General features: G+C 59.7%; 25 protein-coding genes and 1 pseudogene. 13 read left to right on the top strand and 13 right to left on the bottom strand.

The features are described 5' to 3' along the window. Window positions 1-28 precede the first annotated feature (28 nt). Both ABDK74_RS15025 and ABDK74_RS15020 read left to right on the top strand, forming a co-directional pair. Window positions 29-1,822, top strand: a pseudogene (locus tag ABDK74_RS15025) (Tn3-like element ISMpo10 family transposase); the annotation flags it as partial. 77 nt (window positions 1,823-1,899) lie between these two features. Next, on the top strand, window positions 1,900-2,109 hold the full coding sequence (locus ABDK74_RS15020; protein ID WP_346004474.1) for a hypothetical protein: 210 nt from the start codon (window positions 1,900-1,902) through the stop codon (window positions 2,107-2,109). 165 nt (window positions 2,110-2,274) lie between these two features. On the opposite strand, the gene ABDK74_RS15015 is transcribed toward ABDK74_RS15020, so the two are convergent. Both ABDK74_RS15015 and repC read right to left on the bottom strand, forming a co-directional pair. Continuing rightward, window positions 2,275-2,559, bottom strand: coding sequence for a DUF2312 domain-containing protein (locus tag ABDK74_RS15015; protein WP_015074983.1), 285 nt, complete (start codon window positions 2,557-2,559; stop codon window positions 2,275-2,277). 52 nt (window positions 2,560-2,611) lie between these two features. Then, the gene (gene repC, locus ABDK74_RS15010) at window positions 2,612-3,856 is read right to left on the bottom strand and encodes a plasmid replication protein RepC (protein WP_346004473.1); all 1,245 of its coding nucleotides are present in this window, start codon (window positions 3,854-3,856) and stop codon (window positions 2,612-2,614) included. Between the two features lie 966 nt (window positions 3,857-4,822). Here repC and ABDK74_RS15005 point away from each other — a divergent pair. Then, a complete protein-coding gene (locus ABDK74_RS15005) occupies window positions 4,823-5,122 on the top strand; it encodes a hypothetical protein (protein WP_346004472.1) in 300 nt (99 codons plus the stop codon). A gap of 33 nt (window positions 5,123-5,155) precedes the next feature. Here the strand turns inward: ABDK74_RS15005 and ABDK74_RS15000 are convergent, their stop codons facing one another. Genes ABDK74_RS15000 through ABDK74_RS14960 form a run of 9 tightly spaced genes read right to left on the bottom strand, consistent with a single transcriptional unit; the run spans window position 5,156 to window position 13,642 of the window. Beyond that, on the bottom strand, window positions 5,156-5,653 hold the full coding sequence (locus tag ABDK74_RS15000; protein WP_346004471.1) for a hypothetical protein: 498 nt from the start codon (window positions 5,651-5,653) through the stop codon (window positions 5,156-5,158). Window positions 5,654-5,679: 26 nt separating this feature from the next. After that, window positions 5,680-6,693 (bottom strand): thiol:disulfide interchange protein, encoded by a 1,014-nt coding sequence (locus tag ABDK74_RS14995; RefSeq protein WP_346004470.1) that lies wholly within the window; start codon window positions 6,691-6,693, stop codon window positions 5,680-5,682. Window positions 6,694-6,741: 48 nt separating this feature from the next. After that, complete coding sequence (locus ABDK74_RS14990; RefSeq protein WP_346004469.1) at window positions 6,742-7,164, bottom strand: hypothetical protein; 423 nt, start codon at window positions 7,162-7,164, stop codon at window positions 6,742-6,744. A gap of 8 nt (window positions 7,165-7,172) precedes the next feature. After that, window positions 7,173-9,509: a DotA/TraY family protein gene (locus tag ABDK74_RS14985; protein WP_346004468.1), complete on the bottom strand. Its 2,337-nt coding sequence runs from the start codon at window positions 9,507-9,509 to the stop codon at window positions 7,173-7,175. A 3-nt stretch (window positions 9,510-9,512) separates the two neighbouring features. After that, window positions 9,513-11,051: a hypothetical protein gene (locus tag ABDK74_RS14980; RefSeq protein WP_346004467.1), complete on the bottom strand. Its 1,539-nt coding sequence runs from the start codon at window positions 11,049-11,051 to the stop codon at window positions 9,513-9,515. A 1-nt stretch (window position 11,052) separates the two neighbouring features. Next, window positions 11,053-12,246, bottom strand: a complete 1,194-nt coding sequence (locus tag ABDK74_RS14975; protein ID WP_064272970.1) for a hypothetical protein — start codon at window positions 12,244-12,246, stop codon at window positions 11,053-11,055. Then, the gene (locus ABDK74_RS14970; RefSeq protein ID WP_346004466.1) at window positions 12,246-12,788 is read right to left on the bottom strand and encodes a hypothetical protein; all 543 of its coding nucleotides are present in this window, start codon (window positions 12,786-12,788) and stop codon (window positions 12,246-12,248) included. Before ABDK74_RS14970 ends, ABDK74_RS14975 begins: the two co-directional genes overlap by 1 nt. Further along, a complete protein-coding gene (locus ABDK74_RS14965; protein WP_346004465.1) occupies window positions 12,785-13,171 on the bottom strand; it encodes a hypothetical protein in 387 nt (128 codons plus the stop codon). Before ABDK74_RS14965 ends, ABDK74_RS14970 begins: the two co-directional genes overlap by 4 nt. Window positions 13,172-13,225: 54 nt before the next feature. Then, window positions 13,226-13,642 carry a hypothetical protein gene (locus ABDK74_RS14960; protein WP_346004464.1) on the bottom strand — a complete coding sequence of 139 codons (417 nt, stop codon included), beginning with the start codon at window positions 13,640-13,642 and terminating at the stop codon, window positions 13,226-13,228. Window positions 13,643-13,805: 163 nt separating this feature from the next. Between ABDK74_RS14960 and ABDK74_RS14955 the strand changes: the two genes are divergently transcribed. The 10 genes from ABDK74_RS14955 to ABDK74_RS14910 all read left to right on the top strand — a co-directional run bounded on the left by ABDK74_RS14955 (window position 13,806) and on the right by ABDK74_RS14910 (window position 24,863). Then, on the top strand, window positions 13,806-14,576 hold the full coding sequence (locus ABDK74_RS14955) for a helix-turn-helix transcriptional regulator (RefSeq protein WP_346004463.1): 771 nt from the start codon (window positions 13,806-13,808) through the stop codon (window positions 14,574-14,576). 249 nt (window positions 14,577-14,825) lie between these two features. Further along, on the top strand, window positions 14,826-15,722 hold the full coding sequence (locus tag ABDK74_RS14950) for a hypothetical protein (protein ID WP_346004462.1): 897 nt from the start codon (window positions 14,826-14,828) through the stop codon (window positions 15,720-15,722). A gap of 127 nt (window positions 15,723-15,849) precedes the next feature. Next, window positions 15,850-16,479 (top strand): DotI/IcmL/TraM family protein, encoded by a 630-nt coding sequence (locus ABDK74_RS14945; protein ID WP_064272965.1) that lies wholly within the window; start codon window positions 15,850-15,852, stop codon window positions 16,477-16,479. An 11-nt stretch (window positions 16,480-16,490) separates the two neighbouring features. Next, window positions 16,491-17,468, top strand: a complete 978-nt coding sequence (locus ABDK74_RS14940) for a DotH/IcmK family type IV secretion protein (protein WP_346004461.1) — start codon at window positions 16,491-16,493, stop codon at window positions 17,466-17,468. Next, window positions 17,465-18,751, top strand: coding sequence for a DotG/IcmE/VirB10 family protein (locus tag ABDK74_RS14935; RefSeq protein ID WP_346004460.1), 1,287 nt, complete (start codon window positions 17,465-17,467; stop codon window positions 18,749-18,751). Before ABDK74_RS14940 ends, ABDK74_RS14935 begins: the two co-directional genes overlap by 4 nt. A gap of 67 nt (window positions 18,752-18,818) precedes the next feature. Then, on the top strand, window positions 18,819-20,012 hold the full coding sequence (locus ABDK74_RS14930) for a hypothetical protein (RefSeq protein WP_346004459.1): 1,194 nt from the start codon (window positions 18,819-18,821) through the stop codon (window positions 20,010-20,012). Window positions 20,013-20,022: 10 nt separating this feature from the next. Next, window positions 20,023-20,556 (top strand): hypothetical protein, encoded by a 534-nt coding sequence (locus ABDK74_RS14925; RefSeq protein ID WP_215751724.1) that lies wholly within the window; start codon window positions 20,023-20,025, stop codon window positions 20,554-20,556. A 103-nt stretch (window positions 20,557-20,659) separates the two neighbouring features. Then, the gene (locus ABDK74_RS14920; RefSeq protein WP_346004458.1) at window positions 20,660-21,091 is read left to right on the top strand and encodes a hypothetical protein; all 432 of its coding nucleotides are present in this window, start codon (window positions 20,660-20,662) and stop codon (window positions 21,089-21,091) included. 174 nt (window positions 21,092-21,265) lie between these two features. Then, window positions 21,266-21,745, top strand: coding sequence for a hypothetical protein (locus ABDK74_RS14915; protein ID WP_346004457.1), 480 nt, complete (start codon window positions 21,266-21,268; stop codon window positions 21,743-21,745). 13 nt (window positions 21,746-21,758) lie between these two features. Then, a complete protein-coding gene (locus tag ABDK74_RS14910) occupies window positions 21,759-24,863 on the top strand; it encodes an ATP-binding protein (protein WP_346004456.1) in 3,105 nt (1,034 codons plus the stop codon). Window positions 24,864-24,903: 40 nt separating this feature from the next. On the opposite strand, the gene ABDK74_RS14905 is transcribed toward ABDK74_RS14910, so the two are convergent. After that, window positions 24,904-25,191 carry a type II toxin-antitoxin system RelE/ParE family toxin gene (locus ABDK74_RS14905; protein WP_346004455.1) on the bottom strand — a complete coding sequence of 96 codons (288 nt, stop codon included), beginning with the start codon at window positions 25,189-25,191 and terminating at the stop codon, window positions 24,904-24,906. Next, window positions 25,148-25,444 carry a type II toxin-antitoxin system RelB/DinJ family antitoxin gene (locus ABDK74_RS14900; RefSeq protein ID WP_077804200.1) on the bottom strand — a complete coding sequence of 99 codons (297 nt, stop codon included), beginning with the start codon at window positions 25,442-25,444 and terminating at the stop codon, window positions 25,148-25,150. Before ABDK74_RS14900 ends, ABDK74_RS14905 begins: the two co-directional genes overlap by 44 nt. Window positions 25,445-25,476: the final 32 nt, after the last annotated feature.

The raw sequence follows: 25,476 nt of genomic DNA, 5'->3' as shown, positions 1-25,476 counted from the left end.
GATTTCGCCCCCTCCCGCAAACGACCCCTTCATCGCCTCGTTCACATTCGGGGCGGTGCCAGCCTGCCATGCGCTCGCGCGAGCGGTCGCGATCATGCGCGACCTTCATTTTGGTCATCTGCGCAAATTGCCTGCAGGCACGCCAGTCGGCTTCATCCGGCAAGCTTGGCGTCGGGCGATCGGCACCGGCATTCCCGATCGCAGGATCTATGAATTGTGCGTGCTGGTCGAGCTTCGCGACCGGCTTCGCGCCGGCGACATGTGGGTCGAGGGAAGCCGACGCTATCGTGCTGTCGAGCAGCAACTCATTCCTGCCCCCGTATTCGCCAACATGCGCGCGGCCGGCCCCTTGCCGATACCGGCACCGGATACGGCCGATATCTGGCTGGCCGAACGACGCGCCCGCCTCGCCCGTCGATTGGCCGAGGTCGAGCGAAAGGCGGAGACGGACGCGCTGGAAGACGTGCAGCTCAGCTTGGGCAGGCTGCGGATTTCGCCCTTGAAGGCGATTACTCCCGAGGAATCCGATACCGCCCTTGCGCCGCTCTATGCGCATCTGCCCGCGATCCGCATCACCGACCTTCTTGCCGAAGTCGATCGATGGACCGGGTTCAGCCAGTGCTTCACGCATCTGCAAAGTGGCCGTGCCGCGGATGAACCACGTGCGATCCTCACGGCGGTGCTCGCCGATGCCACCAATCTGGGCCATACGCGCATGGCGGAAGCCTGCAATCTCGTGACCCAGCGCCAACTCGGTTGGCTCGCCTCATGGCATCTGCGCGAGGAAACCTACGGTCGCGCGCTCGCCCGGCTTGTCGACGCCCAACACACCGCGCCGCTGGCCGCGCTGTTCGGGTCCGGCACCTCGTCCAGCTCAGACGGTCAGAACTTTCCGCTCGACCGCCGCGCCCAGGCAACCGGCGCAGTCAATCCGCACAAGGGGACAGAGCCGGCTGTCTCCTTTTACAGCCACGTCTCGGATCGCTACGCGCCGTTCCATTCCACAGTTATCTCCGCTTCGGCGAGCGAGGCGGCACAGGTGCTCGACGGGCTGCTCCACCACGGCGCCGATCTGCACATCGAAGAGCATCACGTCGATGGCGGGGGCGTCTCCGACCATGTGTTCGCGCTATGTCATCTGCTTGGGTTCCGGTTCGCGCCGCGTATCCCGAATATCGCCGCACGCCGTTTGCACCTGTTTAACGGCATCGAACCCGGCCCCGATATTGCGCCGCTGGTCGCGGGCCGCATCGACGAAGGTCTGATCGAGGCACACTGGGACGACGTGCTGCGACTGGGAACCTCGATCCGCACAGGCGTCGTCAGCGCCTCGATCATGCTGGAACGGCTCGGCTCCTATCCACGCGCCAACGGCCTGGCACTGGCGTTGCGCGAGATCGGTCGCGTCGAGCGTACCCTGTTCACGCTCGACTGGATCGAGCAGCCCGAACAGCGTCGCCGCGCCACCCGCGAACTCAACAAGGGAGAAGCGGAAAATGCCCTGAAACGCGCCATCTTCTTCCATCGCATCGGCCGTATCCGCGATCATGCGCTGCAAGCCCAAAGCCATCGGGCGAGCGCGCTGAACCTCGTCGCCGGTGCCATCGTCCTGTGGAACACGACCTACCTGCAAGCCGCCCGGATGCATCTCGCCAACCTCGGCCGGCCGGTCCCGCCGGACCTGCTGCAACACCTATCACCGCTCGGTTGGCAGCATATCAATCTCACCGGCGATTACCTCTGGACCGATCCCGATGCGCCATCCACCGCGCTCAGACCGCTTCGCCAGATGCGCGCCGTCGAAGGCACGGCAAAACCTTAGCGTATATCTGGGTCCGTTCTGTGTACCGACCCCGTAAGGGAGGAAGGCCGCCTGCGATAAATCAGGAAAAGCTGGAAATGGCGCTTGAAGCCCTGAAGAAGGGAGCGAGCAAAATGTCCGTCGCCCGCAGCTTCCAGATTCCTCGCACCACCCTATTGAACACTCTGGAACGGATTGGATGGCAACCGCCTTCAGAGGACGAGAAAAGCGACGGCAATATTCAGGATCGCCCCGCAGAATACGATCAGAAGAAGCCGCTCGGTCGTCGCGGCCGACAGGCCAGGTGAGGCTGGGTGAGACCGAAGATATTTCAGCCGCGCATATCCCGCGAGAATCAGGCTGATTCCAACGGCTCCGGACACCATGGCCACACGGTAGGATAAGGCCGCAACTGTTGGCGTAGAAATTCGCTCTCTCCTAAAGGGTGTGTCCGCAATGGACACACCACCGATTCACATTCCCAGAGCACGGCGATAAATGTCCAGAAGGGTCTCCTGCTCCTCGACCTGGGCGGGCTCCATTTTCCGAAGTTTCAGGATCTGCTTGATGATCTTGACGTCGAAGCCAGCCGACTTGGCCTCGCTGAAAATGTCTTTGATGTCGCCAGCCAGTGCCTTTCGCTCTTCTTCCAGTCGCTCGACACGCTCGATAATGGATCTGAGACGATCGGCCGCAATTCCTCCGGTCTGAGCTGCTGTCTCGGCAGGTGCTACGTCCTGTTCCTCATGTGCCAACATACAATTCTCCTTTCACTCGCCCATTCTGCAGATCCCATCTGCGACTGACACCTCAATGGTAGGTGCGGTCGGCCGAAAGATCTGACGCCAGGCCATAGAGGGTCCGGTCCAGAGCCAACGTACCGTCGAGGTGGCGCTCGATCATGGCCCGTAGCAGCCCACCGGCCGACCTGACCTTGCCCTTTCGCGCCTTGGCGGAAATGACGCACACCGCGACAGCCGCCTCATATCGGCCCATCACACTGCAAGCCTGACGCCAGGCATGAGACGAAATCCCCAGAGAGCCAGTGAGCATCTCCACGGCCTCGATCAGTTCGGCCTCATGGGGACGGCTGCTGGTGCAGAGATCGCGCAGATCCGGGACGAGCTGAAGGAGGAAGTTCGGTCCGGCCTTGAAGCCCCGAAGCGGCGAGGCCTTGGCAGGGGAGGCACTGTCAGACCCAACTACTCCTTCCTCTATGCCAACGCCGGCGTAGCCGGCTCCGCTTACAGTAACTTTAGTTATCGTATTTGGGTTTGTATCAGTATTATGGGGTCCATCAGTGCGCCCCATGGGGTCCATTTCCACAGGGTCAACGCCTGCAATCATGGCCTCCAGACGCTCGACCAGTCCCTCCATCTGCTCAACCAGCGGCGAAAGAATGTCCAGGTCGTGGTCATTGCCACGCAGCGCCAGGAGCTGATGCCCGTTCTGCTGGATGCTCATGACCTCTGCCTTATCCCCGACCGTCTCAAGGGCCGTGGCGGAAAGGGCCGTGATGCGGCGGCTCAGGATCATGGCGCGCTTGTGCAGGCGCTTTCCTTCGCGCTCCCGCTCTCTGAAGGCCTCAACGCGTTGGAGCATTTCGTCGTAGCGCCGAGACAGCGGCGACAGATCGAACCCGTATCCTTCAAGGATGGCCCCATTGCGGCCGTCACGTCTCAACCAGCGCTGTTGATTCGGACTATCGCGCATGATGATCCAGCCTAACTCGCTGAGGCCGCGTAACCAGCGTTTGACCGTGGATCTCTCGATGCCGAACCGCTCGCAGATGTCACGATTGCGCACGGCGCAGATTGTGAGGTTGTCGTCCTCCCAGTCCACCGGCTTCGTGCGGCTGATCAGAAAGCCAAGCAGATCGGACTGGCGCGGCTGAAGGCCAAGCGCACGAGGCTCTGTGTGCAACGCACTGAGGATCTGCGCCTTGCTGGCCCCACTTCGCGGCAGAGCCTCGCACTGCATCTCCGCGAGGATCATGGCGGCGGTGATGCGCCTCACGCCCGCCTGATGGGGGTCATGCGAAAGAGAATAGGTCATGGAAAACTTCTCAGGATTTCGGGATTTCCGAAGCCCTGCTCTCCAACCCTTCAAACAAGCCCCTCCCGTTTGCAAGAAACTCTTGCATTCGAAGCTGAAATGTAGGATTGAAAAATCAGCACTGAAATTTTCAATCCAGTTCAATCGGTTTGGCGACCGATGGGACTACGTTCTAGGGCCTCGTGAAAGCGGGGCCTTAAACGTATCTGGGCTCTGGCTAACTCACTCAAACAATTCCTTCTTCAAGCCCAAATAGGCGATTTGCCTTTATGCTTCTCCTGTAGCGAGAAAGAAAGGCCCTTTTCAGAGTCTCTCGGCCGCTCAGAGATCGCCACAGGGATCTGCGACTTTCATCTGTAACATGACTCCGTTCCACACTCGCAAGCTGCCGATGAGAACAAAAGCGGCCTTTAGTAATTTTTTTTCACAATTCGTTAAGGAAACCTTTTTTCTTTGCGCAGCCCCGTGCTACGAGCAAACAAGAGATAAGATAAAGGCAAAGTTAAAATTGATAATGTATGCCGATTTTGCCTCTATCTCTCGGAGCGTTCTGTAGTCGCAAAGGTGCAAGATGGGTTCGACAGTTCCTTCAGCCAATACTCCTACAAGTTTTCGTGATTATAACTCACGAGAAATACTGAAAGACTTCCATAGTTGCTTAATGCTGATCAAAGAACAGTCAAAAGAGCTCTCCTGCTCCTTCGCCATTGCGGCTTCTGACATTCAGAAGATTTATCAATGCTTTTCCAATGCTCGTAGACTTTCAGTCCAAGTTACGTCGCTTTCATTCGAGAATGCTGAGAGCGAAAATTTGAAACGCGAGTGCCTAAACTGTCTTGCTATTCTCGAAGCAGGTTTGTGCATCGAAGAGGAAGACGTTGGTTCCCTGCCTGACTAAGCGAAAGGTTTTTCGTTAAGTCGCAGAAGCCGGCGCAATTCTATGATCTCCATTCAGGAGATCTAGATATGATTATGCGTATTTTATCGGTTACAGGACTGCTTTTCCTGACCGCCTGTTCAGGTAACGTCTCGACCGATCATGGCCATGGCCCCAAGCCGCCTCCACTCAAACATGCTCGCTATGAGCCGGGTGCGGCCTACGGGTCATCCAGAGCCGTCTGGGCACCACCTGTCTACGATCGGCAAGGTCATATCGTGAAGGTGGAAGATCCCCGCAATTCTGGGGGCCGTGAAGACTATGAGCACGCGGCCTGGGCCGTCGGCGGCCCCAACAATAACTCCACGCACCCGCCCGGAACCTTCTAAAAGAAAAGCGGCCCTCTGGGGCCGCTTTCTGCTTCAGGGCCGTCGAGGGAAAAGCGTGTCGGCCTCTCTGATATAGGCCAACATCCCGGCCTTTCGCCGCTGGCGAAACTGCCAGTTCATCCAGCCATTCTGCAGAATATAAAGCCCCAGAGCGAACCAGAACGGCATCATTTCGATCGCTGTCACGAGAGTCTGGCTGTGCCATGAACCGCTGAGGCCTACGATGATCCAAGCTGCGAGCAGAAAAGCCCCGATGAGGGCGGCGGCCCAGGCGCGCTGATACGTCTTGGCCTGCTGGTTCTGGAGATAGATCTCTACTGCGGCCGGACTGACATCATACACTTTTGCCGTCGCAACCAGGTCGATGCGACCCGACTCATCCACCTGAAATCCGTCCTCCGCCTCAGGCTTTCTCCGGACGATGCCCCAGAGCGTCCGAAGCAGACTGTAGCCATCCCGAATACTCGTGGCCCCGACTGCGACGGATGGAGAGCCAACAACAAACCGGGCGGCCCGGCCTGTTTTAGCCAAGACTCCCTTCTTTTCGCTCGCCCCGCTCACTGGCTGACGTCCGCAAGGAACTTGTTCAGATCGGGCGGCACGCCATCGAGACGTCCCAGAGATCCGTCATGGTGCTTCCAAAAGAAGGTCGGAGTGCCTGTTAGCGATACCGCCTTCGCGGCGGCCATGTTCGCGTTAAGTCGTGACTGTGCTTCGGCAGAAGGCTGATCCAGAGCAGTCGAAAGGCCTCCAGACGTCCAGGCCTGAACCATACTTGCATCCTCAGGCAGCGAGGTCATGGCCTTAGCGTAACGGGTACTTGCGCCTCCATCCTCATAATCCAGGAGCGAAAGCGGCACGACCCTTAGACGCAGCTTGCCGCTATCAACGGCGGGCTGAAGGAGCTGCATGGCCCGGATCGAGAACGTGCAGCGCGGATCAATGAACATGACCACTTCCGGCGCGCCCTTCTGGCCGATCACACCAGCATAGATCTGCTCGGACAACGAACCGGCCGAGGCCTTTCCGCCTCCCGGGACGTCGATCCGAACCGTGGGAACGGCCCCTGGAATGTAGCGGATCTGCTGTCTTGTGATGTTTTTGCCTGCGGTGTCCCACACCGTGCCGGCGATCGCGGCCTGACCGTCTGGCGTCGCATAAACTACTTGGAAGCGGTCGCCGTTGCGCACAAACATGCCCCTGGTGCCATGCCAGACCTCCAGATCTGTCGCCCGTTTGCCCATCAGCTCGTGAAGGCGGTCATAGGGAACGGGAATGAGCGTCCCGCCAATAATGAAGCTGTGATTTTCAGGCGTGAAGAATACCAGAAGCTGGTTATCGCCATGAGCAACACCTGTCTGTAGTCCGTGCTGCGGCTCTGCCCACAGGATCTCGCTGCCTGCCTGTACCAGTCGCTGGATCGCGTCAGTCGGCTGAGGCCCGAGCGGAGCGGTTTTTGGAGGTGCTGATGTTTGGGCAGGCGAGGAAGGAACGGCGCATTGGGTCTGCGCCATTGCCGGCGCAGCCAGGAACAGCGATCCAGCGAGATAAAGAGAAGTACGAGAACGCATGAAGAGTCTCCTGAAGAATTAAGGAGACCCTATCGGGGTGAGATGCGACTAAGAGCCGCTTTTTGGAGCGTCTGGAAGAGGGCCATAATGAGCGCGATACTGTTTGAGTGAAACCTCGGCCTTTTCCGCCCAAGCTTTCAACTCGTCGTAGTTAGCCTCCGACTTATCGCCAAAATCCTGCCACTGCTTTGTTAGCGCTTGCTGACGTTCCAAATCAGAGCGCACTTGGACTAGATCCGCTTCAAGAGCCGCAATCTGGTCCTTGCGCTCCTTCATAATCCCTTCTTGCCACTTGATATGGTCGAGGAACTCCTGCGCTTTGGCTACCAGAACTGCGTACTTGTCCTGCCAGCTCTCAGAAGGACGACGCAGTAGGTTGTCCACCACCTCACGTCGGCGACGCGTGGAATCGGCAGACATTTGGCCAAGCATGTACCCGGCCCATCCACTCATTCCATCATTGCCAAACATTTCAGACCTCATGTGGTACGGCTTAACGTTGTATCTACCAAGTTAGAGCCTTGTTTTGTCAATGCGCCACCGTTTTTCGAGTTACCTGCCGTCTCACCTTTTTTAGAAGGTGCAAGCGAACTTTCAATTCCTTTCAAAGTACCGGCCATACCAATTACCGCAGCATCTTTAGAAAACTGATCGAGATCGACACGGTTCCCTTCATGGAAGCCGATCATGGCAGGAACACGTTCTGGCAGGATCGCAATCAGCCTGAAGCACATCAGGGCCAGCGTGATATGGACCGTGACGTACATGCCGAGCATGACGACAACGCCGATGAGATTGGTCACGATCCAGCCATGTGACAGTACGAACCCTGCGGCTACGCCGAATGTCTGGTGGATCAGCCAGGACATGGCATCAAACACGAAGTAGCCCAGGAAAAGCCCGAACAGCATCAGGGTCGGTCGGAAAAGGACGTTGAAGATCAGGGCATATCCTGCTTTCGCGTGCCCATGCAGGCCTTCTCCGGACATTGTCATGTGGGCCAGCATCCAGAGCGGGACAGCGATTACGCCTTCGCACACCAGAATGAGCCAGCCAGCAACGCCCGCCATCCACATCACCCAGGGGATCATCGGCAGCACGAACGCGAGTGTAAGGCCCGGAAGCAGAAGCGCCATTGCGCCTGTGAGGATTGGCGTGCTGAGGAATTGCACGACGACATGCCCCACACCAATGCCAGCAGCCCCCGCGAAATTGCCAGTTAGAGCCGCGCCAGCCGCTGTGACTGCCGATCCTGCGTCCGAACTAAGAAGTGCTGCGGACGCCATGACCAGGAGGGCCGTGGTGATCATCCAGTTCCCGAGGCCCATGAGATTGCCGAACGGATCCGTCCAGTAACCTTCAGCACCAGACGGCTCGATGAACGCCATGACCGTCTGGAGCGTGTAGTCGCTCAGATGAAGAGACCGAGCGACCTGAGACAGCACCCCCGCGCCGTCACCGCTCGGAGTAACGCCGGCATAGAGATCACTGCTTCCGCCTGGAGCATTCATGCCGTCCTGCGTGGCGACCATATTGGAAATATTGGCCAGAAGTGCGCCAATGGACTGCATCATCGGCGCAATATCGCCATGAACGTCTTCGCCCAATCCAACGTAGGTCGGGGCGCTCACAGTCGGCGTGGACGCCATCAGCGACATGGTTTCCCCGTTAAGACGGGCAAACTCAAGATAATAGGCCCCCGCGCCCGTCCAGCCGAGATTGTCGAGACGGCCCTTGGTATTGGCAGCGTCTCCGTTGGTTCCGCTGTCCCATGCCTGGAAGCTGGTGCTCCGTTTCGTGACGGCGGCCTGAACCTGCTGGCGGATACTCGCCGCCTTTGTCGTGAGCTTGCTGGTATAATCGTTTGTCGCTTGCGTCATCAGATCAACAAGGGGTGCCAGGTTGGACGACTTTTTGGTCTGCCAGAACTGGTTCGCAACCTGCTGAACCTGAGGCCGGATCTCGCCCACCAGAACGCTATCCAGAATCTGCTGCTGCATAGCGGCTGTATCGACCGTAACGCCCAGGATCTTCGTCGCGGTACGTGGCGCCTGGATGGTCACGGACCCACAAACGGGCTGCCCGTCTCCCGTGGTCATCTGATATGGATAGGTAATCATACCCAGATCGGAGCCTGAGACGGTCTTCACGGTTCTCCCGGTCGGTGCCGGCACAAGGCTGGAATTGGACGAGGCCAGATTGACCAGATCCCGGCACATCTCATTGGCGATCAGGCCTGCCACAATGGTTTTCGTTCCCGGCACCATGGGCTGCGCGATGGTCTTTCCGTCTGGCCCGATCGCCTGTACGGCGGACGTATAGACCGTCTTCGCCATGCCGACGCCCCAGAGAGACCCCTGAACGAACGCGGCCTGACCGGCACTGAAGCCACCTGCCACCGGAAGCATCATAATAGCCCCGAAGGCCATCCGCACGATACTCATGGACGTCTGGTTTGAACCAAGCACCTTCGACGTCTCGGCCGAGCGGTGCATGTTCATCATCATGACGTATGAGACAAACGCCATGGCCAGCGCCATGACGAAACCGGACAGATCGCCCAGCATGGTTCCGATAACCGTGGCTTCAGTGCCGGTGGTTGTCGAGGACGACCCGAACACCGGAAAGACCGATTTGATCATCGTCGCGGCCCAGTCATCACCGGGATCGAGCATGTTCCAGCTCACGCCGTAGGTAGAGTTCCCGGATGTCGAGTTGCCTGTGACCGACTGCGCGTGAGCTATCCCTGTTGCGAGTGAGAGAGGCAGGGCGCAGAGCGCCCAACCTGTTCTGCTGAACCGTCTGAAGAAGGTCATCAGTTACATTCCCGGGCTTGCGCTGGCGGACGCGGACGGAGACGGGCGGAAGACAGAGGCAACGGCCTCGACCGCCTTTTTCACCAGCTCACGTGCCTTCTCTGAGAGGTCTTCGACCATGCTGGTCCCTGCTTCCTTTCCCGGCACCCCCTTGGCGAGTTCGCCAATCTTGCTGTCCAGGCCGTTGAAGCGCTGCTCGACCTGAGCCTCTGTCCCACGCTGCACCCCAATATCGGCGGCTTTCTCACGATGAGCACCATAGGCCGCGACGGCTTCACCCGCTTCCTTTAGTTGCGCTGCGAACGCCTGGTTGGTGCTCCGCTCGGCTTGAAATCGCGATTGCAGGCCTTCATGCCGACCTCCCGGCCGCATTTCGCTCAACACATCATCCATGCCATTTGGCTCAGATTTTGCGGCCTCAGCGATTTCGCGCATCACCGAAGACGCCGGAGTATTCTGCACGGCCTCCAGAGCACTCTGCGCCTTCAGGCCCAGGGCCTCGGTCTGATCCAGATGATTGGCATCGGCCTGCTGCCCATGGGCCGCGTTCATCGTCTGGGCCTTGGCCATCCAGTTGGACCCGGGCGTGACGGTCTGCTGCACAGCCTCGGGACGAATGGCCTGTGCGAGACGGGTAAAGAGACCCGGGCCGCGCACCTGATAGACAACTTGTTCCTTCGCTTCGTCTTCCGGAGTTTTTGCTTCTTCCTTTTCCGGCCCAGGTTTGGCCTTCGCCTTCGAGCCAGCCTTTCCGTTGTCTGGGGTTTCAGGAGCCGCTTTCTCTTTCGCCTCAGTCCCGGGCGGCCGCCCGGGACGTTGGGCCTGTGGGTGATCTGCACCCGGATCGCCTCCGCCAGGAGAGGCATGCATCCGTGGATCAGCCTTTTCTTCCGAGGGGTGAGTTGGGGCTTCACCCTCTTGCACGCGTGGATCCTGACTGTCCTCTGGCGCAGGGGCGTCCGGAATATCATCGAAAGGTGGTGGCTCAGGACTGCCATCAAATTCGGAGGCCGGTTCCACAGGTCTGACGTCTGCCTGTTCGTCCTGTGTAACGGCCTGCACGTCAGGGTCATGCGTGGAGAACCGTGCGGCGTTGGCGACCCGATCTGTTAGCGAGTGCAGAACCTCGTCAATCTCCGGATTGCCCTGCTGGTCAGCCCCCATGGAGGCCACCTGCTCGGAAACGGAGCGGACGGTGTCAACCAGTCGCTGATCCATCAGATCCGGGGTTTGACCCATGAAGCCTTTGAGGGTCTCGGACGTCAGGCCGGGCACGGTCATGGCGCGTTGCGTCATCTCTTCGCGTAGCCCGCTCTCCTGCGGCAGAACAGGCCCAACCAGACGTTCGGCGTCCTGAAGCATATAGGCCACGTTGGTCCGAAACCGCTCATTGGCCGCAAGGTCCGGATCCTGATGCTTCTGCGCCAGCAGGGTGATCTGCCCGGCCAGTTGGGGCGCATCCTTCTCAAGTTGAGGCCGCACGCGCTCCAGGCTCTGGAAGACGTCCGCAAGGGCAGGGATCTGCGTATCATTCTGGGCCATGTCAGCCTCCGGGATTGACGTTGGGAGATGGGATGGGGGCAAGTCTTTTGGCCTCGCTTTCCTCTTCGTGCTGCGCCACCTGCGTAGCGGCGAGCGAGGACTGAAAAAGGCCGAGGCGGTAATTCTGCAGGGCGAGGTAGTTGGCCTGCGCCTGCTCAATGGCCAGCTCACGCATCACTGTGGCGGGTGGCATCTGCTGAAGGTTCTTGTTCCAGGTCACACCAGAGACACGACGGTTGACCTCAAGGCTCATCGACGTCAGCCACGAGGCCTGATCCGAGACGGCCATTCCTTCAGCCTGCATCTCGGTTTTCTGCACATCCGTCAGATTGATCGACGGTATCTCAAGCGAAGTGATGAAATTCATGACGTAGCGCGAGAGCGACATGCGGGCGTTGTAGGCACGCCGACGCAGCGCGGCTTCGCGGCCGGACGTGGACGTGAGCTGCTCCCCGCGCAGCGCAGCCGGAGCCACGGGTTGAATGAGTGTGGTGCTGTAATCGTTGGCAGCGTCCACACCGCCGTCAGCCGACAGAGTATCCTGCCCAAATAGCGAAATGGCCCGTTGGTCTGCATTGGGCAGTCGAGAGAGAGCCGAGCAGAGACCGGCCGTGACGTCTTCCTGTGAGCAATACCGCCGCCCGTGCAGCGCCATGCTCGATGCCACGCCCTGGCCCTTGCCGTAGTAAGACGGCGTTCCTGCGTCGGCTTCTCCCCGACTGTCCGTAATCGTCGCAATGGCCCGTGTCGCCGTCCTTGCCGACTGTGAAGCCCCCTGGGTGGCCTGCGACCCGTCGATCCCCGTGCAGAACTCGGGGTTCATCATGTGCTCATCGCGGATCGTGGTGTCCTGCTGGCGGCGAGCGAACTCCGCCATGGCTGTATTGGACGCATCCGCGATGCGCTGCTCGGCCGCAACACCTGCCTTCTCGTAGTTACTGAGCTGGGTGAAGCCCTTGTTCAGCATGGAACTGACGGAGTTCGGGTTCGTCAGGCTGTCCATCGAATTATTCAACTGAGAAGTCAGGGTCTTGGTCATCGACGACAGCGCACTGCCCGTAAACTTCTGCAGGGCACTGATGGCCGCGACCACGGCGGCTTCACCGATGAACGCATTCGCAGGCTTCGGCATCGCGATAAGAACGGTCGTGCAGAGGAGCATCGTTGCGATTGTTGGCTTGAGGCGGATCTTCATCAGAATACCCCATCCAACGGTGTGCTTGTGTACCCGGTCGGTAAGCGTGGCTCACCGCGCACGTAGCCATTGGAATCCCCATTCCCGAGACTTCCGGCCGCGAGCTGGGGACCATTGCCGCCAAAATTCAGAGAGGGGCACATCAGGCCATTCCCGGCAGAAAGGCCAAGACCGACATTCACACCGTTCAGACTCAGGCCACACTGCTGCGCGGCTCCGACGGTGTTGTTCCACTCACTCTGGGCCGCAGAACAGATCTCTCCTTCGACCTGCCCGACAACATCGTTGATCAGTGCCGCAGGGTTGGCGATGTTTGTCAGGAGATTGAGGCCGGTCCCGTTAAAGAATTTGTCGAGACACGACAGGCCACTGACGCTTTCAGGCTGCTTTTCATAGGCATTGTTGGCCTTGATCCGCCCGTTGACGGCGTCCGCTGCGGCCTGTGTCAGGGTGGCGCAAGCCTGACTGCCCTGTGTTGCGGCAGAGGCACCTACGGGAAGCGACAAGGCAGCCGCGATAAATAGAAAGGGTGCCCGTTTCATGCGGCCGACCTTTCTTCTTCAGGAGCGAGAAGATCGCGCAAAAGCGCCAGACGGTCCTCTGAGAAAACCCGGCCAGAGAGTTCTGCCCGCTTCTGACTGTCGGTCCAAGTGACAAGGTCGGCACGGCTGGCAACAGCGGCTGCCACAAGATCCTCTCCACCGGCCACGGTTGAGATCACCTCGGCAACAACGGTCCGTCGCTCCTCATTGGGCAGCGACGCAAGAAGGTCGGCCAGAGAGGCGACGACCGCCCCGTCGGTGCCGAACGTGTGTCCATTCCGGACACGAAAATGCTCAAGCAGATTGTGGCGTGCGAGAGCGAGATTGGGAGCCAGAGAACTCGGCGGGGTTTCCCTGTGCGGTGTTTGATCGTCTGATGACATGCCTCTCTCCTGGGTAAGTGCCAGCAGAGAAGCAGGTCGATCTGCGACTAACGCTTATTTCTTCAAAATAGTGACGTGTGCACGCCCGACCTCGATACGCTCGCCGAGTGGGCTGACTGTGGTGGCCAGAACCTTGTTCCATTCCCGACCGCCCTGCCAATCCACGGCCTCACCTGGATCAACGCCTGCGCCATAGGTGACACGGACACCTGATGGCACGATCTGCCTGACGGCGAACGACAGCGGCACCTGACGACCATATCCGGCGGTCATGCGGAAGTGATGAACCACCTTTGGCTGCTCGGATGGCGCGGGCAGCTCTGCGGACGGAGCCAGCGAGACTGGCCCCGTGGGGGCAGGCGAGCGAAGAGGTGGAGGCGCATGACTGATCTCAAAAGCCGCTTCCGTCAGCAGAGACTTAGGCGTCGTTGGAGCTGGCTGCACATGGGCGGGAGGCAAGATTACAAACACTCGGTTTCTCCTGAAATAACTTAAAATTCTAAATCGCAGATCAACATGCGACTGAGGAGAAATGTTAAATACGAACTCAGTTGTCAGGGGCGCTCTCGTGGGTATTTTGCAGTATCCGGACCCGAAGTCCGGTGCGTAAGCCTGCCGAGAAAGAGAACTAGCCATGAACAAGAAAACAGAGACGCAGGTAAATGATGCTTCTGTTGAAGGATATCTGACTGAGTTAGGCGATAGAATACGCGAGGTTCGGGAGAGACGGGAACTAAATGTTGTTCGGGTCTGCTTTATGAGTGGACTATCCGTGAATACAGTTCAGAACATGGAGAAAGGTAAGGCGCCTGCCTACAACTCTCTATGGAAGCTTATTCAGGGTCTTGAAGAAGTTCCTGACAACATATTACCTCCCGATAGGCACGAAATATTACCTTTGGAAGGTCAGGCGTCTGACGACGAACTACAGGTATGCCTTTCGCTCAGTAAGATATTCGAAAAGAACAGGGAATCATTGCTGGAAATCCTTTCGGAAGTGGAGAGGATTAAGACAGACCACACTCTTAACGAGGGCAAAAAGGTTCCGCCCGACAAGAGACAGCCAGTTCTCGTAGAACTCGGCGAACGAATACGCGACATTCGTCTGGCCAGAGGGCTGAGCGGTGCCGATCTGGCTGCCGCCAGCGGCCTTCACGCGCCAGCAATCCACCTTATCGAGATAGGAATGCGAAACCCCAATCTCGACACCCTCTTGAAGATTGCAGCGGCCCTACGTGTTCCGACAGCCTTGCTATTCGCAGGCTTTCCAAGGGTAGACGCCACTTTTGCTCTCTTTCGTGTTCGGGGCCTCTACAGCGGAATCCTCTCCACATCCGAACAGGCAAGGATATTGTTCGATAAACTGGATGTTCTTCAACGCGTCACGAAAGATATAATAAACTGACTAGGCGATAATCTTATCGTTTGGGGAAGTTTTTTCTTGCATATAAGCTATCGTCGCTAGATAAGGATACCGTCTGCAACAATAACGGTATTTCTAGCGATGCTTGCTGCTCTTCAACCGTCGTTTGCCCTGTCTACCCAGGCCAATCTGGCTTCAGGGATGCAGCTTCACAGTAAAAACGAAGATGCTTTTCGGTCGTCTGGTCTCTCGCCGTTCGGAGCTCCTGAACAAGCACGCTCCCTCTTAAAAATGATGATCGTTCAGGGTGTGAACGTCGCGTACATCGCGGCTGCACTTTTCATAAGCCGTCTCGAAATAGAGGCCATTGCGCGAGAGGAAGGACTTGTTCTCAAGCGCACTCCGCTCAGGAATGGCCCTCGGGCATGGTCTCTCCTCGATATCAGCCGCCTCAGCCGCGCATGGGCCGAGGGCGAAGACCTTCCCACTATCGCAAAGCGCCTCGATCGCACCGTCATGGCCGTGCGCAAGAAACGCGCCGCCCTCGGCCTGCCTGCCCGGGAGCGTTATGCCGAGGTGGTCTGGACGGACGCCGACGTTGCCACTCTTCTGGCCCACCGTGAGCGGCGCATCGGGCTCCAACGCATTGCGAAACAGATGGGCCGCAGTGTCCGTAGTCTCCAGCGTAAGCTCGTTAGTCTCCGCCCTACCCCTGACTCCACTGCTATCCCCGCTGATCCATCCGTCATTCTCACCTGGGAACAGGCGTCCCGCCTGACACCGGAAGAGCGTCGGGGCCGCAGATGGCAGGTCCGAAACTCACCCTCCGGGTTGGTCATCGGCTTCAGCCGGAACGCCTGCACCACACGCTGGTCCGTAGAAATGCAGCACGAGCTCGCCATGCGACATTTTGCACACCAGTCCCCTGATGCCGTGGCAGAGGACTTCCTCCTGACGGATCGCACTATCGTCAGTCAGTCCGGCTGGCTGCACCTGCCTCGCCGTTCCAAGAAAGACATGCGCAAGGCGTTCGAACCGGCCCTGTATGAAGTCTATCTGAACAAGATGGATTACGTGCGCCGCGAATGCCTCGGCAAGGCCGGGTTCTACTTCTGGACCACCCGCCGTAACGGCCGCCGGATCAGCCGTTTGCACCAACAGACCGCCGTCATGCGCTCTGGCGATTAATCCGCAAATTTCTCTGTTTTTTCAGCTTCAGTCGCAGATCAACGGGTCACGGTGACGATGACACAGTCATCATGAGGTTTGAAATGCCATCCGCAGCCCCGCTGTCGTTCCACGGAGACACCGCGCCATGAGCCGCTCCTCGGGATCCCTGAGCCGACGCCTGACCGATCCTGATTTTCAGGGTAAGATCGTTGAGCGTTCCTTGCAGACGTCCATTGCCCTCGCCGCCGTCGTGGTGGTGCTGGCCGTGCTCCTGGCCCGTGCCTGGTCGTACCATCCGCACCCGAAGTATTTCTTCGTGGACGGGATCAACGCCCCTCGCCCGGCTATCGCGCTGAACAGCCCGATCCTCAGTCAGGAGGATTTCCTGTCCTGGGTCATCAAGTGGTCGCTCAAGCCGTACAACATCAATTACCGGGATTATCCGTCGCAGCTCAACGCAGCAGGCTCGCATTTCACCATCAATGGCTGGAATACGTTCGCGCAGTCCTTCGTTCAGGACGGCAATCTGGCGAAAATGAAAGAAGCCAAACTGCTCTGCTACGCACAGCCAACGCGCGCCGCAACCATTCGCCAGCAGAGCATGGTCAACGGCCATCACCATTATGTCGTGCAGTTTCCGTTCGTTCAGACCTGCGAGAACGTCAATCAGGAGAGTTCGCAGACCCTGATTGCAACCGTGCATGTGGAAAGGGTCGAAGATCAGGATCACCCCGACGGCATTGCCATCACCCAGCTTGTGGCCAGCCCGCAGTGAGGATCCGCGCCATGAAAACCCGCTCTTTTTCGCTGGCTCTTCTCGGCCTCATGGGCCTCCTGCCCTTCACCGCGATGGCACAGTCGGTTGCACCTGCTCCAGATGCCGCGCCAGCCGCGCCACACCTCTCTCCAGAGCAGCAGGACCAGCAGGCTGCCGAGGACGAAGCCATTCCCCTGACACCGGAGATGATCCGCCGTCTCGGCAATCGCCTCAAAGAGAACCAGAAGGCGCGTGAAGATGTTGCTACGGAAGTCGCCGCACCGACCAGCCGACCGGCCATCCGCGTCTCTTTCGCGCCCGGTCAGCAGACATCCCTGATTTTTACGACCAAGGGCTATCCCACAGCCGTCTCTTTTGTGGACCGCTCGGGCGCACCCTGGCCGATTGCCTGGAACACGACCAGCACATCCGCCAATCCTGACGGTCTGAAGAACTGTTCCTCGGACGGTGGCAAAGGGGGATCGCCTGCCGTGCAGACCACAGGCTTTTACACCTGTGTTCCCTATGCTGGCAGCAACACCATCAACATCGAGCCACTGTCGCTGTCACCGCGTGGCGGCCTGCTCGTCACGTTGAAGGGCGCAATCAAGCCGATCTCTTTCCTGCTTCTGGCAGGGCGCGGCACCTATGATGACAACCTGACGGTCCGCGTGAACGAAGACGGCCCCAATGCGAAACAGGAAGTGGGTCCGGAAGCCGCCCCCGGCACGGCAGAGCCGTTCATGAATGCCATGCTGTCCGGGATCGCTCCGGCCTCCGCCGTTCCCCAGAGCGTCGAGGGGCTCTCTCCTGATGATGTGCGGGCGTGGCGCATGGGCAATGAACTCTACATCCGCACGCGGCTGGCGCTCATGACGCCTGCCTGGGACAGTTCAGAGCGTGGCGAAGACGGCTACACCCTCTATGCCTTCCGCCAGACCCCCTACATTCTCCTGTCGGATTCCGGTCGGACCGTGTCCGCGTCTCTCAAGGACATGACGCCATGATCCCGAAGCTTCCCAAATTCAAATCCGTTCTGTCGAGCGCAACACGCGGAGGAAACCGCCGCTTGATTCTGCTCGGTGCCTCGGCCGTCTCCGTGATCGCTCTGGTGCTTCTCGTCTCACATCATGAGACCAAGCAGATGCCCAAATCCAATCCAGGGCAGATCGTGGAGATGAACGCTCTGCCCGGTGGGACCAATACCAACCCTGAGCAGGATCGCCTGCGCCAGATGCAAAACACTGAGGCCGCACAGCAATCCGAGGGGGACGGGAAATCCTACACCCCGGATCTCGCTCCCGCAGTAACACGCAACACCAAGGGCGAGCGGACGGATGCGGTTCTTCCGCATGAAGCCGAAGCGCCTCACTCCCAGGAAGTCGGATACAGCGCTCCGATACCGTCGCCAGCTCCACCACCGAGGCCTCCACACATCGAAAACGCGCCGGAAGCCCCGCTGGTCCAGACCGATCCCGCCTATTCCGCATCCGGGAATGGTGAGACGTCTCAGGCCGAGCAGCAGGAGCGCGAGAAGCGCCGTGCCCGCTATGTCGCAGAGATCGCGCGCATCGAAAGCGGCCTTCAGACCCGGCCGCCTGTCTCGGATCTTCAGGAAGCCGTCTTCAAGCCAGAGCAGGAGGCGCAGCCCCAGGCCGAGAAAGCCATGGCCTCGCGTGGTGCGGCAGGAGCCTCCGCAGCGGCCACGGCCTCACATGATACAGCCGCCGCGCCAGCGCTCATTCCGGCCGGTCGAGGGGTTTATGCCCATACCGTCACAGCGACCGACAGTGACCTGTCAGGGCAGATCGTGCTGGAAGCCGATAGCGGCCCGATTGCGGGCGACCGCATGATTGCAACGGTTGCGCGGGCACCCGGAAACGAGCAGCTCCTGGTCGTGCAGGTCAACAAGATCATTCATCAGGGCCGCACTCTCGCAACCAACGGCGTGGTGATGGCGCCCGACACCATGAAGCAGGGTGTCGCCTCCAGCGTTGATCCCCTGATTTTCCAGCGGTTTGTCATGCCTGCCGCCGCAGCCTTCGTGCAGGGCCTTGGGCAGGCCATCGAAACCACGTCCAATGTCCAAGGCAGCTACAGCGCCCTGGGCGGCATGAACTATATCCAGCGCCTGAACATGGGTCAGCAGCTCGGTGTCGCCGCAGGAAGTGCCGCCTCGGCCGTCAACAGTGCCCTGACACAGGACACGCCAACACGCGCGCGGATCATCCTCGCCGCCAACGTGAACGTAGGTGTGATGTTCATGGATCCTGTTCTCGACAAGCCCTGATTTTTCGCACTCAGTCGCAGATCGTTCCCCGATCCTTCTGGCAGTCTCAGCCAGAAGGATCTTTTTTATGAGTTCCACAGTTCACCACCTGAACACCGAAGTCACGCCACGCCGGATGGATCCCGTCCCGGCAGCGCCCCCACCGCCTCACCAGCACGACACGGTGTCTGACGGTCCGGACGGGGACACCCCCGAAGCCACGGGCCATGATGACAGTCACACGACGGCCCCTGCATCGTCCGGCTCTGCTTCTTTTCTCACGCCCATCATCTCGCGCTACGAGGCACTGACACCCCGCCAGAAACTCTACGGCGGTTCGGGCCTCGGGATCTGCGCCGTTCTCCTCGTGGGGATTCTGGCGACAAATGGGCACCACCATCGCGCTGTCTCCGCGCCTGGCCAGGAAGTCGGCATGGATCAGTCGGCAGCGCCCGTGGCTCAGGCCCCCGAACCGGCTCCGGTAGCGGCCCCTCCTGCAACCGCCGATCTTACAGAAATGCAGACCCTCGGCCATCCGAAAGCTGCTGCGAGCCCGCCCGACACTGCGACGTCCCCGAAAGCGCCGCCTACGGCCGTCGTTGCAACGCCGTCAGCCGCATCGCAGTCTGCGTCAGCCCAGCCTGACGCCCCCCGAACTGAGGCTCCGGCCGTTGTGCCGCCCGCACCGCCTGCCGATCCGGTCAAGACAGCCCAGACTCTTCAGGCCGCGCCCATGGCGACCCAGCAGCAAATCGACGTGCTTCAGCTCGTCACGGCCGAGGCCCGCGTCATCGAGCGCGAGCGGGGCGAAGTCGAAGAGCTGCGCCAGTCCCTTGCCGGACAGCGCAAGGCCGAAGAAGACCGGCTGAACGATCTGACGCGGCGCGTCTCTCTGGTCGAAGCCAATCACGCCGTGACAGGTGCCGAGAACTCCGGTGCCGATGAAGCCGCCCAGGCCCATGCCGCCGCCGAAAAGGCACGTGCCGCCCTGAGCGCTGCCATGAACAAGCCTGCGACAGCGGCCGCAACGTCTTCAGGCGCCACACCCGCTGCGACCGCTGTGGCGGGTCCGGCTCCAAAGCCTGCATGGGTCCATCACTACCGGATCGTCGCGGCCTCGCCTCAACTCGCCATGATTGAGGACAGTGCGGCCCCAAGTGGGCAGGCTCGTCAGTTCGAGGTGAGTGTTGGCACGGTCATTCCCGGCTACGGCGCGGTCCTGACCATCAGCCAGCAGGGCGCCACCTGGGTTCTGCACACGGCTCATGGCGACCTGAACTGAGGAGGCCAGCATGGAAGGCCTTGTCAATCTCGTCCACGAAATCGCCGTTGGCATGGGTTGGCTCCTGCCAACGGCCTGCTATGCGGCGGCCGTGTCCTGCCTGATTTTCAGCCTGATCGGGATCTATCAGTACTACCACCCGACCATTCAGGCCCTGCAGGACAAGCCGTGGCTGCCCTATCTGTCGCTTGTCCTGTGCGGTGTCTTCGCCTCGTTCAACGTCATCCTCACCAAAAGCACGGCCTCGGCCGGAACGGATGTGCAGGTCACTCTGGGCGACGCGGCGACCAGTTACAGCACGGCGGACAGCCTGATCACCGGCACCGGCCCCAAAGACGCGATCATGGCGATCGTCAAAGACTTTGCCCTGTTCTTTCAGATGTTCGGGGCCTGGACGTGCTTTTTCGCCGTCCTGACCTGGTTTGCCATCCAGAGGGGCCGCTCGAACCGCGAGCGCCTTGGCTGCGGCATTCAGTACGTCTTTGGCGTCATGCTCCTCAATCCGGTCAAGGACGCCACCTGGATCCTCTCTTTCTGGCCCTGAAACGGGCTGACGAAAAAAAATACCCCTCTCCCGCCTCAGTCGCAGATCACGCGGTCAGAGTCGTCGGCAGAGGGGATTGTCCCTCACAACGGAGAAACAACTCATGACATCCCAGACAGCCCCGTCTTCTTCCCGCGCCCTCATCAAGATCGGCGCAACCGTTGCAACAGCAACCATGCTGCCGATGGTGATGGCTGGCACAGCCCTTGCTGCCGCAGGGGGCACAGCCTCCAGCAACGGTCTTGGCCATCAGATCCAGAACATGGCGCAGGAAGGCACGGACACCATCGGTGTCGGGTCTGCCGCAACCCTTTACGCTCTGGCCATTGTCGCCCTCGTGACGGGTATCGTGCTGTTCTACAAGTCCCAGAAGGAAGAGACGAAGCGCCCTGGCATGGCAATCGCCGGCGTCGTCTGCTTCGTTCTGGCCGGTGTGGCGGCAACGGGTCCGAAGTGGATCAACAACTCTGCAAACACGGCCTCCAACGGGAATGCTGAAATCAGCAATACCGCCAAGAGCTACCAGTTCCAGTAAGCCGACATGACCTCCGATCCGTTCTTCCTCCAGCCTGGTCTCGACCAGGAGATCCGGCCCGGGAAAGACGGGTCGGATGGCGCGTTTACCTGCGCGTGCTGCGGCCTGCCGTCGCCCGGTGCAGGTCTCCCATGGACTGGTCCCTCCTCAGGGGCCGGTCTCCGGGTCTGTCAGGTGTGCAATCTTCTTCAGGATACGTCGCGGGCAGCTATCGACGCCGAAGCCATGCTCGTCTGGTGGCCGGAAATGTCTCAGTCGCGCCTGATGTTTCTTGTTCGCACGGCCCACCAGACACTCCGCCTGATGGCCCGCCAGCAGGGTCAGTCTGACCTCCAGTTCTGGGAGACCATCCTCAAGGCTATCCCGGACCCGTTGCTTGGCACGCAGTTTTCCCCCTCCTTCCGCACGCCCATGACGCTCCTGCGTCTGCTCGAAAGTCGGCGCGCTGAAGCCGAGCACCGGCTGCAATCGGGCTCCATCCGTCAGGTCACAACGGCCATGCGCCTGTGTGGCAGCGCCGATGAAGCCGTCCGACGCAATCTCGATCTGCTCCGCGCAGGCCTTCGTATTCTGCCGACCGGCAGACTGCTCGACGCTGGCGCTGACGTTTATCCGGCCTTTCTCGACAAGGCCCTTGCTCTCACCCCATCCTGACGCGGAGTTTCCAATGTCTGGCTTTTTGACCGAACTGCTTGCCAGCGCGAGCCTCTTCCTTCGTCAGCCCCTCGAATCCTTTTGTGATGTCGAGACCAATCACACGGATGCCGTTCATCAGGACCGGCTCGTGACGCTGCGGGGCGAGTACGTCTCTGTCCTGCGCGTGAACGGTCTGCGCACCATGTGCTCGCGTGCAAACGTTGAGGCCATCGCCGAGCAACAGCGCATTGAGCTGCAAGGCCTTCTCGAAGGCACCGGCCATGCGATCGAAGGCTGGTACATCTCCGACCCCGATCAGGCCCGCGTGGCCGTCGATCTGCTGGCGCTCAACGGGTGTGAGCAGATTTCACGCATGATGAACGCCGACTTCCACGACATCATCAATGAGCGCCGCCTGCGATGGCCTCAGGTGATGCGGTGGGAAGATGCCTGCTACATCCTGTGGACCCGACCCGCCGTGCTGACCCGCGAAGAAAAGAAGCAGGTGGCAGCCGAACGGAAAGAGCAGGTCAAGGCCTGGCCAAAAGCGGGGAGCGGCCAGCGCTTTACCCTGCGCTCTGAACTGATGGCCGGTCGTCACGACGCCTTTGTCGCGCGTGTGCAGGACAGCATGTCCAATCTCGGCATCTCCACGACGCTGCTACGGGCCGATGAATCCATCACGCTGGCGCGTGAGACGCTCTACCGAGAGACGGCCGGAAGCGGCTGGAAGCCGACGCTGGTGGGCGACCCTGTCATGCCGCGTCTCCCGGATGACGAAAAACAGAGCAAAAAGACCGAAAATCTTCTCTGGCCGTCCCTGCGCGATCAGATCTTTAACGCGGACGCCGAAAATCAGGGTGGTCAGCTCGTGACGGTCGGCGACTACACCTATGCGCCCGTGGACATGCTTCTCGGCCCCGAGGATCCGCGCCCGTTCTCCGAACTGCTCAACACTCTGGGCCGCAAGCGTCTGCCCTGGCGGAGTTCCATGATCCTTGAAGGTGGTGGAAAAGCCGCGTTCGCGATCAAGGAGACAGGAGCCACCATGCTCGGCATGTTTCCTGGCAACAAGGACATCACGCGCGCCTTTCAGGCCATCAAGCGCAAGCGGGAGACGGAAAACCATAATTCCGTCCGGATGCGGATGACCGCCAGCACATGGGCACCGGTCGGCGAAGACAAGCTGCTGCGTCGCCGTGCGGCCGATCTGTCTCAGGGCATTGAAAGCTGGGGCGGCTGCAAAACGACCCGGGTATCGGGTGATCCGCTTGAGGCCGCCATGGGATCGGTTCCCGTGCTCTCTCTGGGCTCTACGGCCACCCCGTCTCTTGCGCCTCTCGGCGATGCCATGAGCATGATGCCGTGGATGCGAAGCGCCTCACCCTTCCCGCAAGGCTCCATTCTCTTTCGCAAGCCCGATGGCGGGATCTGGCCATTCGATCCCACAGGCGGCGGTGTGCGTGAGCATATCGCGGATATTATCGTCGCCCCTCCAGGCAGCGGTAAGACCGTGCTCGGAAACACCATTCTTCTCGGCCTGCTCCTGAGTTCTGCGGCCATGGGCAATAATGGCGTCAAGCTGCCGCTGCTGGCGAAGCTGGACATCGGCCATGCGTCTCTCGGCTTTATCGAAATGGTCCGCAACGCGCTCGGGCCGGATCGTGCCCATGAGGCCATCTTCGTGGAAATGCAGATGGCGCCCGGCTTTGAGGTCAACATCTTCGACCTTCAGGTGGGGCTCGAATATCCTCTGCCGCTTGAAGAAGTCGCCATCGACAACTTTGTGTCCCTGCTGGCCACCCCCCTTGATGGTCAGCCTTTCGAAGGGATGGACCAGCTCGTCGGCGACGTGATTGCGGAGGCCTATCGTCAGTGCACGGGTGTTGCAGGCGGCAATCCGAAGCACTACCGCGAAGGCATCGAGCCTCTGGTGGATGAGGCTATCCACCGCCTCGGCCTCCAGCTCCCGCACCACGCTGCGGCCGAAGGCGATCTCGACAGCGCGGATCCGACCTGGTGGCGTGACGTTGTGACGGCCCTGATCGCTGCGGGCGAGCATCGTCTGGCGGGGATTGCCCAACGTCATGCCGTTCCGGTTCTTCAGGATCTGATTGCAGCGGCCCGCGCACCGGAGATCTTCAATCGCTATTCCAAGATCGTCCTGCCAACACACGAGACGCTCATTGATGCGTTCGAGCGCTATATCATGGCGGCGATTAAGAAATATCCGACGCTCTCCGAGCCGACCCAGCTTGATCTCGGTGATGCCCGGATTATCGTATTGGATCTGGCCCGTGTCGCGCCACAGGGATCAGAGAGTGCAAACCGGCAGACGGCCCTGATGTATATGCTCGGCCGTTACCTGATCGGCCGGAACTTCTTCCTGCATCCGGAATATGCGGATCTGCCGGTCATGCCGGACAATGTGCGGGAGCACCATCGTAGCCGGTTCACCGAGATGAAAGAGACGATCAAGCGCCTCGATTTTGAAGAGTGGCATCGTCCCAAGGAGGCCCCGCAGGTCGATAAGCAGGCGATCCGCGACGTTCGTGAAGGCCGTAAGCACAACGTCCAGCTTTCGTTCATCAGCCAGCGCAGCGGCGACTTCAGCGCCGATCTCGTCGGCCAGTCCACGGCCCGCTGGATCCTGAAATGCGGCGACGAGCGGGAGGCCAACGAGATGATCGAGAACTTCAAGCTCACGCCTGCCAGCGCCTATGTGGTGCGTAACCGCCTGCCCGGTCCAGGCCGCAACGGTGCGCCGTTCTTCGTGGTGATGAACGCGGCCGAGGGCAAATATGAGCAGCTCCTGGTCAACGTGCTCGGCCCCATCGAACTCTGGGCCTTCTCCAGCACGCCGAACGATACCGCATTGCGGTCGCGACTGTTTGCCCGGATGCCCTCCAGCCGTGCTTTGCGCTGCCTTGCCATCGTGTTTCCAGGCGGGAGTGCGGAAAAGGAACTGGCACGCCGCAAGGCTCTGGCGATGAAAAGCTCGTTTCTTCAGGACGAACAGGCTCAGCAGGGGGTCATGGATGCTCTGGTCGAGGAAATCCTGTCAGGCCAGGGGATTGCTGGGGGATTGTACGAGCGCCTGGAAGCCATGGATGAGCAACAACGGGCGGCGGCTTAGGCCACACCGACAAAAGAAGGGGGCAAGAGCCCCCCTGTTTTCACAATCGGATTTTTGCAGTTTCATAAACTGCACTTTTGTCGCGCTTGCCGACAGCGATCAAAAGCACTCTGATCTCCTGATCATGCACCTGATAAACGCCCCGGATGCCATCATCACGCAGTTTGATTTTATAACAGTTCGGTAAACCGCGTAGCTTGTTCTTTGGAACATGGGGGTTGTGCGGGATCTTGCGAAGTTTTTTTACAAGCCGTTCTGCAACGCTATAATCCAGAGCGTACAGTTCATCCCTTACGACTTCCGGGATGTCCAGAGAGTAGATCGTCAAGGCTCACGTTCCTCATAATTTCCCCCGGGTTCTTCAGGCGTTTCTTGACCAGATCAAGAAGAACGGCGTCATCGTCGCTCACGACTTCTTTGCGGATCGGCAGACGGTTGTTTCTGACGACATATTCAAGAACGTCCCGAAACAGGTCAGCAGGCGTCGTTCCGAGTTCCTTGACCTTCCTGAAGGACTCTTCTTTGAAATCGGCTTCGAGCCGCATTCCGAAATGGGCTGTGTTTGCAGTGATCTGGGGCATCGTGTCGGGATCTCTCTTTACTCTGCGGCACT

The organism is Gluconobacter sp. OJB, assembly GCF_039638275.1.
Classification (GTDB): Bacteria; Pseudomonadota; Alphaproteobacteria; order Acetobacterales; family Acetobacteraceae; genus Gluconobacter; species Gluconobacter cerevisiae.
This window is presented reverse-complemented; position numbering and strand designations above follow the sequence as displayed.

Bases quoted from the DNA above. Each gene is read 5' to 3' on its own strand.
- ABDK74_RS14980 (WP_346004467.1), bottom strand. From the start codon at position 11,051: ATGGCCCAGAATGATACGCAGATCCCTGCCCTTGCGGACGTCTTCCAG.
- ABDK74_RS14920 (WP_346004458.1), top strand. From the start codon at position 20,660: ATGACATCCCAGACAGCCCCGTCTTCTTCCCGCGCCCTCATCAAGATC.
- ABDK74_RS14975 (WP_064272970.1), bottom strand. From the start codon at position 12,246: ATGAAGATCCGCCTCAAGCCAACAATCGCAACGATGCTCCTCTGCACG.
- ABDK74_RS14945 (WP_064272965.1), top strand. From the start codon at position 15,850: ATGAGCCGCTCCTCGGGATCCCTGAGCCGACGCCTGACCGATCCTGAT.
- ABDK74_RS14985 (WP_346004468.1), bottom strand. From the start codon at position 9,509: ATGACCTTCTTCAGACGGTTCAGCAGAACAGGTTGGGCGCTCTGCGCC.
- ABDK74_RS14955 (WP_346004463.1), top strand. From the start codon at position 13,806: ATGAACAAGAAAACAGAGACGCAGGTAAATGATGCTTCTGTTGAAGGA.
- ABDK74_RS14900 (WP_077804200.1), bottom strand. From the start codon at position 25,444: ATGCCCCAGATCACTGCAAACACAGCCCATTTCGGAATGCGGCTCGAA.
- ABDK74_RS14910 (WP_346004456.1), top strand. From the start codon at position 21,759: ATGTCTGGCTTTTTGACCGAACTGCTTGCCAGCGCGAGCCTCTTCCTT.
- ABDK74_RS14965 (WP_346004465.1), bottom strand. From the start codon at position 13,171: ATGTCATCAGACGATCAAACACCGCACAGGGAAACCCCGCCGAGTTCT.
- ABDK74_RS15005 (WP_346004472.1), top strand. From the start codon at position 4,823: ATGATTATGCGTATTTTATCGGTTACAGGACTGCTTTTCCTGACCGCC.
- ABDK74_RS15015 (WP_015074983.1), bottom strand. From the start codon at position 2,559: ATGTTGGCACATGAGGAACAGGACGTAGCACCTGCCGAGACAGCAGCT.
- ABDK74_RS14995 (WP_346004470.1), bottom strand. From the start codon at position 6,693: ATGCGTTCTCGTACTTCTCTTTATCTCGCTGGATCGCTGTTCCTGGCT.
- ABDK74_RS14970 (WP_346004466.1), bottom strand. From the start codon at position 12,788: ATGAAACGGGCACCCTTTCTATTTATCGCGGCTGCCTTGTCGCTTCCC.
- ABDK74_RS14990 (WP_346004469.1), bottom strand. From the start codon at position 7,164: ATGTTTGGCAATGATGGAATGAGTGGATGGGCCGGGTACATGCTTGGC.
- ABDK74_RS15020 (WP_346004474.1), top strand. From the start codon at position 1,900: ATGGCGCTTGAAGCCCTGAAGAAGGGAGCGAGCAAAATGTCCGTCGCC.
- repC (WP_346004473.1), bottom strand. From the start codon at position 3,856: ATGACCTATTCTCTTTCGCATGACCCCCATCAGGCGGGCGTGAGGCGC.
- ABDK74_RS14940 (WP_346004461.1), top strand. From the start codon at position 16,491: ATGAAAACCCGCTCTTTTTCGCTGGCTCTTCTCGGCCTCATGGGCCTC.
- ABDK74_RS14930 (WP_346004459.1), top strand. From the start codon at position 18,819: ATGAGTTCCACAGTTCACCACCTGAACACCGAAGTCACGCCACGCCGG.
- ABDK74_RS14935 (WP_346004460.1), top strand. From the start codon at position 17,465: ATGATCCCGAAGCTTCCCAAATTCAAATCCGTTCTGTCGAGCGCAACA.
- ABDK74_RS14925 (WP_215751724.1), top strand. From the start codon at position 20,023: ATGGAAGGCCTTGTCAATCTCGTCCACGAAATCGCCGTTGGCATGGGT.
- ABDK74_RS14950 (WP_346004462.1), top strand. From the start codon at position 14,826: ATGATGATCGTTCAGGGTGTGAACGTCGCGTACATCGCGGCTGCACTT.